Annotated in this window: 11 protein-coding genes; 2 read left to right on the top strand and 9 right to left on the bottom strand. The window is 60.0% G+C overall.

The window, feature by feature from the left end:
- Positions 1 to 59 precede the first annotated feature (59 nt).
- The 7 genes from KVH01_RS11015 to KVH01_RS10985 form a co-directional block, all read right to left on the bottom strand.
- On the bottom strand, positions 60 to 662 hold the full coding sequence (locus tag KVH01_RS11015; protein WP_217881453.1) for a fimbrial protein: 603 nt from the start codon (positions 660 to 662) through the stop codon (positions 60 to 62).
- Between the two features lie 198 nt (positions 663 to 860).
- On the bottom strand, positions 861 to 1,508 hold the full coding sequence (locus KVH01_RS11010) for a response regulator (RefSeq protein ID WP_217881451.1): 648 nt from the start codon (positions 1,506 to 1,508) through the stop codon (positions 861 to 863).
- Positions 1,509 to 1,531: 23 nt separating this feature from the next.
- Positions 1,532 to 4,705, bottom strand: a complete 3,174-nt coding sequence (locus tag KVH01_RS11005) for a hybrid sensor histidine kinase/response regulator (RefSeq protein WP_217881449.1) — start codon at positions 4,703 to 4,705, stop codon at positions 1,532 to 1,534.
- An 80-nt stretch (positions 4,706 to 4,785) separates the two neighbouring features.
- A complete protein-coding gene (locus KVH01_RS11000; protein WP_043049339.1) occupies positions 4,786 to 5,979 on the bottom strand; it encodes an EAL domain-containing response regulator in 1,194 nt (397 codons plus the stop codon).
- Entirely contained in the window at positions 5,966 to 8,770 is a 2,805-nt protein-coding gene (locus KVH01_RS10995) for an ATP-binding protein (protein WP_217881447.1), read from the bottom strand. Before KVH01_RS10995 ends, KVH01_RS11000 begins: the two co-directional genes overlap by 14 nt.
- 57 nt (positions 8,771 to 8,827) lie before the next feature.
- On the bottom strand, positions 8,828 to 9,811 hold the full coding sequence (locus tag KVH01_RS10990; RefSeq protein WP_217881445.1) for a fimbrial protein: 984 nt from the start codon (positions 9,809 to 9,811) through the stop codon (positions 8,828 to 8,830).
- 23 nt (positions 9,812 to 9,834) lie between these two features.
- Positions 9,835 to 10,518 carry a fimbrial biogenesis chaperone gene (locus KVH01_RS10985; RefSeq protein ID WP_225924151.1) on the bottom strand — a complete coding sequence of 228 codons (684 nt, stop codon included), beginning with the start codon at positions 10,516 to 10,518 and terminating at the stop codon, positions 9,835 to 9,837.
- A gap of 204 nt (positions 10,519 to 10,722) precedes the next feature.
- On the opposite strand from KVH01_RS10985, the gene KVH01_RS10980 reads away from it, so the two are divergent.
- Positions 10,723 to 11,244 (top strand): ANTAR domain-containing protein, encoded by a 522-nt coding sequence (locus KVH01_RS10980; protein WP_217881443.1) that lies wholly within the window; start codon positions 10,723 to 10,725, stop codon positions 11,242 to 11,244.
- 87 nt (positions 11,245 to 11,331) lie between these two features.
- Here KVH01_RS10980 and KVH01_RS10975 read toward each other — a convergent pair whose 3' ends face one another.
- Both KVH01_RS10975 and KVH01_RS10970 read right to left on the bottom strand, forming a co-directional pair.
- Positions 11,332 to 11,574 (bottom strand): hypothetical protein, encoded by a 243-nt coding sequence (locus KVH01_RS10975; protein ID WP_052501140.1) that lies wholly within the window; start codon positions 11,572 to 11,574, stop codon positions 11,332 to 11,334.
- A gap of 72 nt (positions 11,575 to 11,646) precedes the next feature.
- Entirely contained in the window at positions 11,647 to 12,723 is a 1,077-nt protein-coding gene (locus KVH01_RS10970; protein ID WP_217881442.1) for an aldo/keto reductase, read from the bottom strand.
- A 212-nt stretch (positions 12,724 to 12,935) separates the two neighbouring features.
- On the opposite strand from KVH01_RS10970, the gene KVH01_RS10965 reads away from it, so the two are divergent.
- Positions 12,936 to 13,568 carry a glutathione S-transferase family protein gene (locus tag KVH01_RS10965; protein ID WP_217881441.1) on the top strand — a complete coding sequence of 211 codons (633 nt, stop codon included), beginning with the start codon at positions 12,936 to 12,938 and terminating at the stop codon, positions 13,566 to 13,568.
- Positions 13,569 to 13,579 lie beyond the last annotated feature (11 nt).

Genomic DNA, 13,579 nt, shown 5'->3' with positions numbered 1-13,579 from the left:
GATCAGAAGACAATGGCGAGGCCGCAAGGCCTCGCGCGTTCGGTGCCCGGGGCGCCGAATTATTCGTATTGCAGGATGAACGGCAGGGTGGCGTCACCGCGACCGGCGGTCGACGAACCAGCCGCTGCGGTAGTGACATAGGCGGCCGCAAAGCTCAGGGTGGCGTCGCCGCCTTCAGTACCGGCACCGTGCATGGTGCTTTCAATGCGTGCGGTGCTTGGCGAACTGAGGTCGATCAGACCGCCCTTGCTGTCGAGCAGGGCAATACCGACGTTTTGAGCAGTGGCCGAACCCGGGTTCAGGGCCAGTACTTTTTTGCCGGTGACCAGGCCCGAACCGCCGTTGTTGGCGTCAAAGATCATGGCGACCTTGGTGCCCTGGTTGCAGTTGACGTTCAGGTTGAAGTCTTTGGCGGTCACGCGGCCTGCGGTCGGGTTTTCCGCGGTGCCCATGTCCTTGATCGATACGTTGCCCATGTCCACCGAAATGGTGCGGTCGGAGTTGGCGCCGTCCACCGAGCAGGCATCGTTGTTAATGACGCCGGTGAAGGTGATTTTACCGCTGCCGCCCAGGGTTGGCGTCGGAGCAGGATCTACGGCAAATGCACTGCCGGAAGCGGCGATAATGGCCGAGGCGATCACAGCCAGGGGAAACTTCTTCATGATGATGTCCGTAAGTTTTAGTTGGAAAAAGTGCTGTTGTTGAACTGCGAGCAAAGAGTAGGCGACGAGGCGGCGGGAGCGAATAAGACGATTCTTATAAGCTCTGGGGCGGGCAGGTTATTTGTGGTGGTTGCAACGATGGAAAGCTTGAAAACAAAGGGCAAAGCCATTGTCCAGGAATGGCTTGCAAGTTATGCGTTAGTTGAAGATGTTTCGTTCCAGGCAATAAGCAAGTAGATCCTGGTCGCTGCTCACTTCAAGTTTGCGCATGGCCGATATCTTTTGCGCACTGATGGTCTTTGAACTTCGATTCTGACGGCGGGCAATATCACTTACGCTCATGCCGGAAATGAACAAGCGCAGGATCTCGAACTCTTTGGGCGATAAACTGGTAAAGCGTTCGTCTATCGCGGTGAGGGTCTCGATCACTGAGGTTTTGGGCGGCTCCAGGCTTCGATAGGCGCTGCGCTGCGCAATCGCTTTGAGCGCCAGTTGAATTTCGGTGTGCAACTGGCTTTTCTGAATGATGCCGACCACGCCCAGTTCCTGCAGGCGGGTGAGGATCAGGTGGTTGGAGATCATGGTCAGGATCAGGATCTGTACCTGCGGGAAATGCCGTTTCAGGTACTCCACCAGCTTCAGGCCATCGCCGTAGGGCGAGTCACCTGGCATGTTGTAGTCGGTGATCACGATATCGACGCCTTGATGCTGCAACAACTCGATCAGGCCGGCCGAACACAGGGCCTCGCCGACGACTTGAAAGCGTACGTCCCGCTCTACCAGTTCGCGAACGCCCAACAACACGATCGGGTGATCGTCGGCGATTACCACGTTGAATTTTTTCATAAAGGGCCGTCCGTAGTGCCAGTTCAAGTGAGTGAAGGGTGCCCGGGCTGGAGAGTTTCCAGAACGGCCAACAGACGCCGCATCACAGTCTTCACCTTGAGCTCAAGCGTTGTGTCGAGGCTGCCGCGGTCAAGGGCGCTTTCCAGTTCGATGCACGCCTGGGCCAGGCTGAGCGCCTGAACAGCACCCAGGGCGCCGGCGATCGAATGCAGCAATTGGCCGAGTTTGCGGGTATCACGCTGTGCCAGAGCCACATCGATGCGCTGTATGTCCTGCTGCACGCTGCTGATGAACAGCGGGCGCATCTTGTCCGACAGTTGCACGCTGTCGTCGAATATCGGCGCGGCAGGCTCAGCCGGGGGCTTGACCTTGCACAGCTTGATCAACTGGCCACGCAGGGTTTGCAGGCTCAAGGGCTTGACGATCCAGGCGTTCATGCCCACCGCCAGGCAACGCACGCCTTCCTCGCGCATTGCATTGGCGGTCACACCGATAATCGGCAACTGAGGGTCATGTTCGCGCAGGGTTCTGGCCAGCTCGTACCCATTCATCAACGGCATATTCACGTCGGTCAGTACCAGGTCGAAAGCCTGGGGTTGCCACACTTGCAACGCCTGCTCGCCGTTGGCCGCCAGGCTAACCGAGCAACCAAGCGCCTCCAGCTGCTCCTTGATGATCGCCTGGTTGACCGGGTTGTCCTCGGCCACCAGGATGCGCAGCCCCAACTGCCCCGCAGTTTGTGGTCGGGTCGGCGTGGGCTGCTCATGCTTGCCATGCTGCGCCAGTGACACGGTGGCGGCGAGGGTGCGTAAGTCGTGCAGATCCACCACCCAGCCTTGCGCCGTGTGCAGCGGCGGGCTGTGCGCACCCGGCAGGCACAGCACGCGCTGGCCGCTCCATGGCCTGGCGGGCTCCCTGGGCAACAGGTCCACCAGCACTGCATGATGGTTGTCGTTGTCCTGGGTGGTCGCCGCCAGGGTGGCAGTGATGCCCAGGCGGTTGAGCCAGTCACTCATTGCCTGCGCCAGTTCGCGTACCGGTGCCTGTACGTATACCGGCGTCGGGCTGGGTTCGATCCGCGGCAGGTTGGTGAGTGTGCCGCCACACAGCGGCAGGCGCATTTTCAACGTAAAGCTGCTGCCCAGCCCGGGCTCGCTGACCACACGGATCTCGCCGTCCATCATCTGTGCCAGCCACCGGCAGATCGGTAGGCCAAGCCCGGCGCCGCCTTCGCTGGCGGTGTCCGGCGCCTGGTAGAACAGATCGAAGAGCTTGGCCTGCTGCGCCTCGGGGATGCCTACGCCGGAGTCGGTGACTTGCCATTGCATGTCGACATGATTGGCGTCGCGGCCCGTCACCCTGGCACGAATCACCACGCGCCCGAAATCGGTGAATTTGATCGCGTTGCTGACCAGGTTATTGAGAATCTGGCGGATGCGCATCGGGTCGCCCATCACGCAGTCCGGCAACTGCGGGTCAATGCAGCTATAGAGCTGCAGCCCCTTGCGCTGGGCAAAAGCGGCGTAGGTGTGCAGGGTGTCTTCGAGCATGTCCAGCGGGCAGAACTCCACAGCTTCTATCGCCATTTGCCCGGACTCGATCTTCGAGACATCCAGCACATCGCTGATCAGCTGGAACAGGGTGGCGGACGAGCGCTGGATGGTGTGAAGGTAGGCCTTCTGGTGTGGGTCAAGGTTTGTCAGACCGAGTAATTCGAGAGTGCCGAGCACGCCATACAGCGGCGTGCGGATTTCATGGCTCATCGTTGCCAGGAACAACGTCTTGGCCTCGCTGGCTGCATCGGCGGCGTGGCGCGCCTCTTCCAGGGACTGTGCATCTTCGATATGCCGGGTAATATCGTTGAAAGCGTAAAGGCGCACATTTTCAGCTTGGTAGCGGGTCGACACAAAACCGATCTGCAGGTGCCGGCCCTCGATCTCCAGATGCGCCTCACCGCTCTCAGCCATGTCGTGCTTACCGGCCATGGCCGCCACCAAACGTGCGGTCCCCGGCCATTGCTGGGCCCGCTGGTTTTCGATCAACACCTTGCCATCGCTGCGTCGCACCACGCATAACCCGGTGGGGGCGGTGTCGATGATCACGCGGCTGAATGCCACGCTTTCGGCAATGCGTTCGTGGGCCAGTTGCGCCGGCATAATCACCTGGCGTCGATACCAGCGAGTGCCGGCCCAACCCAGGGTGATCAGGCTGAACAGCAGCAACGCCAAGGTGCTCAACGGCCACAATGCGGAGTGAAAGAAGTGCGAGTAGTTCAGGCCATAGACCGCGCTCCAGGGCTGGTCGCCGGCCTGGGTGATCTTGAATTCAATGCCGTTGGCCGTGAAATGCACACCGTCGCTGAGCTGCGCCTGGATGATTGGCCCGATCAACCGGGTGCGGTCAGGGCCAATCAGGGTGAAGCGATCAAACGCCGAGTGATTCAGCGCGCGCTGTACATCGTCGACCTGCGACACATCGAGCAGGGTGCCGATCACTGCCTGGCCCTGTACGTCGAGTGGCAGGCCGATGTAGGCCAGCAAATATTCGGGTTCGGGCCCGGCCTGCCAATACACCCGATTCTGCTCAAGCGGCTGCGGTGTCTGTGCGAGGATTTGCTGCACAGCGTTGACTCGCGCCACGGGGTTGTCGGTATCCTCGGGGCTTTCCCGGTGCTGATAGCCCACGGACGGAACAGTGATGGTGTAGTTAGCCTGACGATTGAGCAGAAAGGTTTGCGGCGCCTCGTACGGCGACGAAGACCAGAAGGCGCTGTAGTAACTGGTCAGGTGCGCGCCCAGGGCAAAAATCGGCGGCCTGGCGGCGGCGGCGATCTGCTGTTCATCGAACTTGATGCTGAACGGTACCGAAAAAGAATACTTCTGGCCTTCGTACAACGTGCGGCGGTTGTCGACCATGCGGCTCTTTAGGCTGATCTGCACGTGGGTGGCGTGCAGCAGTTCGGCCTGGATGCCTGGATGCGTCAGGCTCTTGAGGTAGGTTTGCTGATCTGAGAGATTTTCCATCAGACGCGCAAAGTGAAAGCGCATGGCGCCGTACCGGATTTCGACGCCCCTTTGCAGAGACCAGTAATTGGTCAGTACCAGCAGCAAAGCAATTCCCATCAGCACCATCAAGCCCTTGTTCAGGCGCAATGAGCTGCGGGTAAAGGCTTCGAGGATCGCGTTGTTGTGCTTCATCAGGGGGTCCGCAGGCGCAGGAAAAATCGGCACTGGATGCTGCTTGTTCCTTTAAAGGGCAAGTAATCTGGGGCCGCCAGCTAGTGAGATGTCGCGGGGCCATCATTGTTCAGTAATTGCTGAAATTGGTCTGAAGACACCGCATGGGAGATCAGGAAGCCCTGCACCTGATTGCAGTCGATTTTGCGCAGCAGCGCCAATTGCTGAGGGGTTTCCACGCCCTCGGCGACCACTGTCAGGCCCAACTTGCGGCCCAGCGCGATAATGCTCGCCAACGCCTGGGCGATGCCTTCGTTGTCGTGGCTGCCCTGCACCAGTGCCTGGTCGATCTTCAGTTCGGTAAACGGCGTGGACACCAGATTGAGGTAGGAGCTGTAGCCCTTGCCGAAATCATCCTGGGACAAACCGAATCCCTTGATCCGCAATCGACAGGCGCCGGCGTAGAAGTTGCTGATGTCTTGCGGCACCGAGCATTCCATCAGCTCAAAGCAGATCATTGCGGGAATGCCGTTGTGGTGCAGCACGAACTCCAGCAAGCGGTCGGCCAGGTCATGGCTGTTGAGCAGGTGTGTGGGCAGGTTGATCGACACCGGGATTTCATAGCCACGCTGGCGCCAGTGTTCCTGGGCGTGGATCGCCTGCTTGAGCACCAGCCACAACAGGCGTTCCTCCAGTTCGAATGCCTTGATCGCCGGCAGGAACGCGGCGGGCAGCATCACGCCTTGCTCGGGGTGCATCCAGCGCACCAGGGCTTCGGCGGCAACGATACGGCCGTTGGCAAGGGACTTCTTCGGCTGGAACCAGGCCTGGAACTGGCCACCGCTCATGGCCTGTACCAGTGTTTGGCGGTCGATGTCCATGTGCTCGGGCAATTGCGCAGAGGGCTTGTGCACCTTGTTCCTGAGTTGATCGACCAGTGTGCGCAAGGCCTCGACGGTCACTGGTTTGGAGATCAGCCCGATCACTTCGACATCGAGGTTTTTTGCAACCAGGCTGGCCGCCATCAGCATGCGCCGTGACGCCGCGCTCATGATCGCCAGCGCCGGCTTGCAGCGTAGGCTGGCCAGGCACTGGATAAATTGCACGCCATCCATGCCGGGCATCAGCAGATCGGTCAGCACCAGGTCGAAATCCCGCTGGCGCAGACGCTCCAGCGCCTGGTTGCCATCCTCGGCGGTTTCGAGCAGGAAGTCTCCCAACTCGCTGAGCAGGTTCTGCAGGTAGATATGCTGCAGGGGATGGTCCTCGACAATCAGAATACTAAGGGGCTTCATGGGGGATCCGTGCATAAGGCGCCAGGGAGTTGAATAGAGCCCGCAACGCAAAAGGTTTGACCAGGCAATGGTTCATGCCGGCGGCCAGGCACAGGTCGGCCTCGCCGCGCATGGCGTTGGCGGTGGCCCCGATAATCGGCAATGGGCAGCCCTGTCGACGCAGTTCACGCGCCAGTTCATAGCCGTTGATATGGGGCATGTTCACATCCGTCAACACCACATCGAAGTTGCCGGCGCTGTACAACTGCAACGCTTCTTGACCGTCGGCCGCCAGTTCCACGGTGCAGCCGAGTTCTTCGAGTTGGTCACGCAAAATCAGCTGGTTGATGATGTTGTCCTCGGCCACCAACAGGTGCAGGTTGAGTTTGTTCAGCTCCCGCTGGTGCGTTTGCTCATCGGCGCGGGCCACCCATAGCCCTTGCACCTGGCTCACGGCCTGATGAATGGCTCCCAGGTGGTTGAGGTTGACGTGCCAGGTGCCGACGTCGGCGTCGGCTTCTGCGCAGGGGCAGGCATTGCTGCTCACGTGAATCACCGGCCCAGGCCACTGGGGCACCAGTAACGGGTCAACGCTGCCGGGGTGCACTTGCAGCAGCAGGTGCGTGTCCGCCAACGTCGGCAAGCCGGCCTGGGCCCTGGCGCCCCAACGGCGCAACCAGCCGGCGATCGCGTTTGCCAGTTCCGGGATCGGCGAGGCCACGTAAATGGTCTCGGCCAGCAACGGTGTCATCGGTGCAACAGATGCTTCCTCCAACGGCAGGATCAGGCTGAAACTGCTGCCCAGGCCGAGTTCGCTGACCATGCGGATATTGCCGTTCATCAACTCCGTCAGACGCTGGCAAATCGGCAGGCCCAGGCCGGTGCCGGCAACCACATTGGTATTGCCTTCACTCTGGTAAAACGGCTCGAAAATCATCGCCTGGTCTTCCTGGGCGATACCTTTGCCGGTGTCTGAGACTTGCCACAACAGACTGGAGCGTTCGCCGTCGCGGCCCAGCACTTTGACCCGCAGCACCACGCGCCCATAGTCGGTGAATTTCACCGCGTTGTTGAGCAGGTTATTGAGAATCTGGCGGATGCGCGTCACGTCACCGATCAGCCGTTCCGGCAACTTGGGATCGAAGCAGGCGTACAGCTGCAGGCCCTTGGCGTGGGCGGCCGCGGCGTAGCCCTGGATGATTTCATGCACCAGGTCCAGCGGCGAGAACTCGCTCATCTCCAGTGCCAGCTGCCCGGCTTCGATCTTCGATACGTCCAGCACATCGCAGATCAGTTGCAGCAAGGTCGACGATGAGCCTTCGATCGCCTGCAGGTAGTCCTTTTGTTGCGCATCCAGTTGCGTGCGCGCCAGCAGTTCCAGGGTGCCGAGCACGCCGTACAGCGGTGTGCGGATTTCATGGCTCATGGTCGCCAGGAACAGGGTTTTCGCGGCATTAGCTGCGTCCGCCGATTGCCGCGCCTCTTCCAGCGCCGCCTCGACCTGCTTGCGCGCGCTGATATCACTGAAGGCGCAAAACAGCACGTCTTCGCCTTTGTAACGGGTCGGTGCACTGCTCAGGTACAGGTGACGGCCGTCGATGGTTTCAAAGTAGTCACTGCGCTCGGAAGGGGCGTTGGCAAAGGCCTGCTCGATCCAGCCGGCGCGCAGCGCTTCGCGCTCCGGCCCGTTCCCCAGCCATTGTTGGGCCAGGGTGTTTTCCAGTACCACCTGGCCGTCGGTGCGGCGCAGCACGCACAGGGCCACGGGGGCGGTCTGGATCACATCGCGGCCGAAGGCTTCGCTTTCGATCAACGCCTGGATGCGATGGATCGACGGCAGGATAAAACGCTGGTCGACGCGGCGCATCACCAACCAGATCAGCGTCAGGCTGAACAGGCAAAACAGCAGCGCACCGAGCAGCTGTTTCCACAGGCCGGTGACCACCGCACGCAGGTCGATGGAGTACATCAACTGCCATTCAGAGGACTTCAGGTGTTTGCGAATCACCAGGTGGTCGGGCAGCCAGCCGTTGCCGACAAAACCGAAAAAACTGTCTTCGCCGGGCCTCAGGTGTTGCTGGCTCAACTGTGTATCGGTGCTGTTGGTGAACACCAGCATGCCCTGGGAATTGAGCATCATGAACTCGCCGGCGCTCTGGTCGCTCAGGGTCGTGGAAACTTCCCTGCTTTCCATCTCCAGTCCGAGCCAGCCGGAGTCGCGATCACGCTCGTCCAGGCGAATGAAGATATACAGGTGCGAGTGCTGTTCAGTCCTGTCGCTCAGCCAGAGCTCGTTGAGCGTGGCCGGGTCGGTGTGTTGCAGGGCCTTGAGGCGGTTGAGCATGCACTTGGAAATCGGCAATACCTGCGTGGTCGCATCGAACAGCCGCGTCACGTGCGGGTTGGAGCCGGTGTTGACGTAGAGCAGGTTGAGCTGCTTGGCCTTGAGGTAGTCGCGCATGCGCGCGGTCAGCCAGATGCTCCATTGACCGCCCGGGGTGTCCCCCAGCTCCAGGTGTTGTTCTTCCGCCGAAGAGGGATAGACCCTGGACTGCTTGCGCACTGCCGACAGGCTCAGGCTTTCGAGCAAGGCTTGGCGGTTGGTGAAAAACGTATGGGCTTCGGCTATGGCGCTGCTCATATAGCCGCGGCGCTGGGAAATGTCGTTGTTGAAGGTTGACAGCAGAAAGGTATAGACCCCGCCCAGGATGCCCACCAGCAGCACGCTCGCAAAAATACGAAGCAGCCTTCTGGCTGCTTCGGGTCGGGAAAGGACGGGGTTGATCTGTAGCAGGTAACTTTTCAATCGCATCGGCAGACTTTACGGCTGGGCCTTTGCCGGTGGCATAAGACGATCCTTAAAAATCGCCTACTTGTAGTACATATCCACTACCACGGCAGCGTCGAACGCACCTGGAATCGGCAAGGTGCGCCATTTGAGGTCTGCGCGGAATTCATCGTGGCTCTGGCCCAGGCCCATCAACTCCTGCAGCGTGAACCAGTTGTTGAACAGCAGTTGCTGCTGGCTCTCGGCGCGAGACAGTGAGATGCCGACCGAGCTGTTGTTGTCCGGCACCAGCAAGCCATTGTTCACACTGCCGCCGCCGGGCGTGGTGGCGAAGCGTGCGCTGACGGTATAGGGCGTGTCGCAGCCCTTGCGCAGGTTAAGGCTGAAGTTAGCGCTGCTGGCGACTTCACCGATCGCGGCCTTGCGCGAGGGCGTGGGGAAGTTGACCACGCTGGGGCTGATGGTCAGTTCTGGGGTGCAAGGCACGAAGCGGATATCGTTCATGCCGGTGACCACATAGTTGAAATTGCTGTTGGGTCGTGAGTTGAGCCCGCGCACCCCATCCAGTTGGAACACGCGGTAAGAGGTTAAGGTGCTGGCCTGGCCGCTCGGTGGGGTGGGGTCGTACTTCTCGATGAATACGCTGAAATTGAGCGTAAAGCGCGCCTTGTCCCAACCCACGCAATTGGACAAATTGCAGCCTCGGTCGGAGAAGAAGCCGGTACCCACCTTGCCGGTGCTTTGGGTAATCGGCTGGTTGTTATAGCGAATGCCCACGCGAATCCCGGTGCCGATACTCACGCTGGCCGGGTTGACATAGAAATACACTTCCTCACGGCCGTGGAGGTAGTCGTCCTTGCAGATCACGTTGGTCGAGCGAGGACCGGACTCCCAGATAATCGTGCCGTTGGGGGCGTCGGCTGCCACCGCCAGCGCCGTACCCAGCGCTTCCTGGGTGATGATCGAGTTGGTGCCGTCCTCGCGGCAGGCCAGTGCATGGCTGGTGGCGGGCAGGACCGCACAGGCCCATATCAGTAGGGGTAAACAGCGTTTGGTCAGTGACATTGGTATAAATACCCTGTGTTCTATCAGTTGAGCGCCGCGCTATGCCGGGCTTGCAAACCGATATCGGTGATTTCGGCGAAATGGAGGGTGGTGCCTTTAGGCAAGGCGCCTGGTGCGGTCAGGGTCTTACGCTCGTGGGGCTTGAGCATCAGGTAGTCGCTGAGCGCCAGGTTGTCGGTTTGCAGGTTGACCAGTGACAAGTGAAAGGCGCTGGGGTTGTCGACGGTGACCGTACGCCCGTCGCTGCTCCATACCAACTGCTGTACGGCCTCGGCCGAACCGCCCTGGAGTGCGGGTGGCCGATAGAAAAGCTTGAGCCGCTGGCGAATCGCAAACTGAACGCTGTTGGAGTCTTGCGACTTCAGTGGAATTTCCATGATATTGAGCCAGAACAGCGATTCGCGATCGCTGGGCAAGCCTTCTCCGGCATACAGGATGCGCAGCTTGTGATGCTCCCCGGCGCCCAGTTGTACCAACGGCTCGGTGGCGGCAAAGGGCACGGTACGGCCGGTGGATTCGTCCTCGCCTGTGATCCAGGTTTGCACCACGACTTCCTGCGAGGCCTGGTTGACCACGCTGATACCGGCGGCCTTGTCCTGGCCGAAGTAGATCAGGCGCGTGCCTTCGATCTTCAGCGCCGCATTGGCAGGCGGAGACGCAAGCATCAGCAGCCCGCAGGCCACCAGTACCATTCTGAGTAGAAACATGAACACGGCAATTCCATGGTCGGGTAAGGGAACGCAGCCCATGGTAGGTAGCGGGTGGAGCGAAGGCTTTGAGGCGATTCTTAAAAGTACGGTGTGCCCCGGATTGCCGTTTCAGAATCGCCTTAAAGTCAGGTTTCACCGCTGACGGTTAATTTGTTCAGCGTTGAATGATCGACGCGGATGCCCAACTGTCAGGTTTACCCTATGTCCAATAAAGCGTTACGCCTTCTGATTGCCGATGCAGAGCTTTTGCAACGGATCAAGATTGAGAAAATGCTCAACCAACTGGGCTATCACCGCATCGCTCCGTTGAGTTCGTTCGACGAATTGCAGGCACTGACACGCTCGGGCGTCGTGGCGTTCGACTTACTGATCATCAACACCGCCCTGGTCCACTCGCGGCAGGTCAACCTATTGAAGTATTGCCATGACAACCCGTTGATCCGCCACACGCTGATCTATGACGGGCAATGTGCGCAACGTTCCGTGGTGTCGGTATCGGTGAGCCAGACCTTGCACCTGTCGTTGTCACAATCGCCCGACTTCAACTCCCTGCGTCGCTGCATGGAAATTGTCGATCCGGAGCACAGTTCCCCGACCGTTGAGCGGCCGCAACTGCGCACCGTGGACGGCCGGCCGCACCAGCCTTCGATGAGCCCGCGGGCGGCCTACCAGGGCGACCCGACTGTGGTGGCATGTGCCGTGGGGTTGTTTCCCAAGCGCTGATCGTATCGCGCAGCATCAATCAATGGGCGCAGCAGCGCATGGAACATCATGGCGCCCAGCAAAGGCAGCGCGACGCACGATCGCAAATCAACCTTGCCCATCGCCCTTGCGATCGATCCAATGGGTCTTGATGCCCTTGGCCCAGGCCACTGTATAAAAACAGCTGAGCAAGACGATGCCCCACTGCTCGGCATTGATCGACGACCAGAACCAGAACGGCTGGCCGGCCATGCCAAACAGGCACGCATAGCGGCGCACCTTCAAGCGTTTGCTCTGGCTGAACCAGATAGCGACGACGCCGAGGGCGGCGATCATGATTTGCGCGATCAAAGCCAGACTCCTTTGCTGGGGGCGTTTTGTTCAAGGGTGGGAATAGTGTGTTCCCACCTTTGAACCGCACTGTTATTTGTCCTTGCGCGCATCCATGGTCTTTTGATGCTCGGCCAGGAACGGCTGTTCCGCAGGATCAAAACGATCAATCCCGGCCGTAAAGCGATGCCAATAGGGATACAACGGCTGACGACGCGTAACAGCTTCGATGCGTGACGATTGTTCCTCGGTCAGCTTCAGCTCAGCCGCGGCAAGGTTATCGCGCAGGTGCTCTTCGGTGCGCGCACCGACGATCAGTGAAGTGATCCCCGGCCGATCCTTGAGCCAGGCCAGGCAGGTGCGGGCGACCGAGACGCCATGCTCGTCACCGACGGCGGCGAGGGTCTCGATAATATCCAGGGCGCGTTCCTGGTCATGCACGTAGGGTTCCGGCCAGCCGCTGCCCTGGCGGGTATTGGCCGGTGGCTTGTGTCCGCGGCGGGTCGTGCCGGTCAGCAAGCCTTCACCCATCGGGCCCCATACCAAAGTACCGACGTGCTGGTCCAAGGCCAACGGCAGCAATTCGTACTCGGCTTCACGGGATTCCGGGGTGTAGTAGATCTGCTGCGTAATGGGCTTGAGCATGCCGTGCAGCTCGGCCTTGCCCAGGGTCTTCATCATCTGCCAAGCGGTGAAGTTGCTGGTGCCGAAGTAACGGATCTTGCCCGAGCCAACCAACAGGCGCAGCGCTTCGAGGGTCTCTTCGATGGGCGTCATGCCGTCCCAGTTATGCAGTTGGTACAGGTCGATATGGTCGGTGCCCAACCGCTTCAAGCTGGCTTCGCAGGCGCGGATCAGGTGATAGCGCGATGAGCCGGAATTGTTCGGGTTGCTGTCCACCGGACTACGGCCCTTGGTCGCCAGCAGGATATCGTTGCGCTTGTCACCCAGGGCCTTGCCGACCACCTCTTCGGCCAGTCCATGGGAGTAAAGGTCAGCGGTGTCGACCATATTCACCCCGGCGTCGAACGCGATATCGAACATGCGCCTGGCCAGGGGCACGTCCACTGCGCCGCATTTTTCGAACTCGGCACGACCGCCAAAGGGCACGGTGCCCAGGATGATTTCCGATACCAGCAGGCCGGAATGACCCAGTTGTCGGTATTGCATGTCGCCTCCTACTTAACGTTCGTGAAGGTGTGAACGATGGGGAGGGCGATAGTTTGAATTTTTTTCATGAAATTGCGACGCCGGCGCGGAGAATTTCGGACAGGTGATTGTTTCGCCCAATGAAATGCTGGATTGTAAATTCTGGTCATTCCGCCGACTGAGGCGGCAGTGGAATATGCCTGGCGTCGATACCCATTCTTTTGGAGCTTTTCATGACCCAGCCTGCGATCAAATTTTATGGTCTTCCGTTGTCCGGCCACTCCCATCGGGTCGAGCTGATGCTGTCCCTGCTGGGCCTGCCCAGTGAATTTATCCTGGTGGACCTCAAGCAAGGTGCGCATAAAACGCCCGGATTCATCGCCAACCTCAACCGCTTCGGCCAGGTCCCGGTGATCGATGACGGCGGTACTGTCTTGGCCGACTCCAATGCGATTCTGGTCTACCTTGCCAGTACCTATGGCAAAGGGCAGTGGCTGCCAAGCGATCCCATCGGCCAAGCGCGGGTCCAACGCTGGCTCTCGGCCGCCGCCGGTCAACTCCATGCCGGGCCCGCCACGGCGCGCTTGGCCACGGTGTTCGGCGCCGAGGTGGATACCGTCAGCGCAATCAATCGAGCCCATGCACTGCTGAACGTGATGGAGCAGCACCTGGGTGAGAGCCGTTTTCTGGCTGGTGATCAGCCAAGCATTGCCGATATTGCGTTCTATACCTACGTGGCCCATGCGCCGGAAGGCAACGTGTCGCTGGCCGACTACCCTAAGGTGCGTGCCTGGCTTGCCAGCATCGAAGCCTTGCCGGGGTTTGTTGCTATGCCGCGCACGGCGGTGGGGCTGCAATCACAGTAACGATCAAGAGG

The sequence above is a fragment of the Pseudomonas khavaziana genome, assembly GCF_019145205.1.
Lineage (GTDB): Bacteria > Pseudomonadota > Gammaproteobacteria > Pseudomonadales > Pseudomonadaceae > Aquipseudomonas > Aquipseudomonas khavaziana.
Note: the sequence above shows the minus strand (reverse complement) of the source record. Positions and strands in the feature narration are given on the sequence as shown.

What these genes read in the sequence shown, in the direction of transcription:
- KVH01_RS10965 (WP_217881441.1), top strand. Translation starts at nt 12,936, where the DNA reads ATGACCCAGCCTGCGATCAAATTTTATGGTCTTCCGTTGTCCGGCCAC.
- KVH01_RS10990 (WP_217881445.1), bottom strand. Translation starts at nt 9,811, where the DNA reads ATGTCACTGACCAAACGCTGTTTACCCCTACTGATATGGGCCTGTGCG.
- KVH01_RS11010 (WP_217881451.1), bottom strand. Translation starts at nt 1,508, where the DNA reads ATGAAAAAATTCAACGTGGTAATCGCCGACGATCACCCGATCGTGTTG.
- KVH01_RS10995 (WP_217881447.1), bottom strand. Translation starts at nt 8,770, where the DNA reads ATGCGATTGAAAAGTTACCTGCTACAGATCAACCCCGTCCTTTCCCGA.
- KVH01_RS10980 (WP_217881443.1), top strand. Translation starts at nt 10,723, where the DNA reads ATGTCCAATAAAGCGTTACGCCTTCTGATTGCCGATGCAGAGCTTTTG.
- KVH01_RS11015 (WP_217881453.1), bottom strand. Translation starts at nt 662, where the DNA reads ATGAAGAAGTTTCCCCTGGCTGTGATCGCCTCGGCCATTATCGCCGCT.
- KVH01_RS11000 (WP_043049339.1), bottom strand. Translation starts at nt 5,979, where the DNA reads ATGAAGCCCCTTAGTATTCTGATTGTCGAGGACCATCCCCTGCAGCAT.
- KVH01_RS10985 (WP_225924151.1), bottom strand. Translation starts at nt 10,518, where the DNA reads ATGTTTCTACTCAGAATGGTACTGGTGGCCTGCGGGCTGCTGATGCTT.
- KVH01_RS10970 (WP_217881442.1), bottom strand. Translation starts at nt 12,723, where the DNA reads ATGCAATACCGACAACTGGGTCATTCCGGCCTGCTGGTATCGGAAATC.
- KVH01_RS11005 (WP_217881449.1), bottom strand. Translation starts at nt 4,705, where the DNA reads ATGAAGCACAACAACGCGATCCTCGAAGCCTTTACCCGCAGCTCATTG.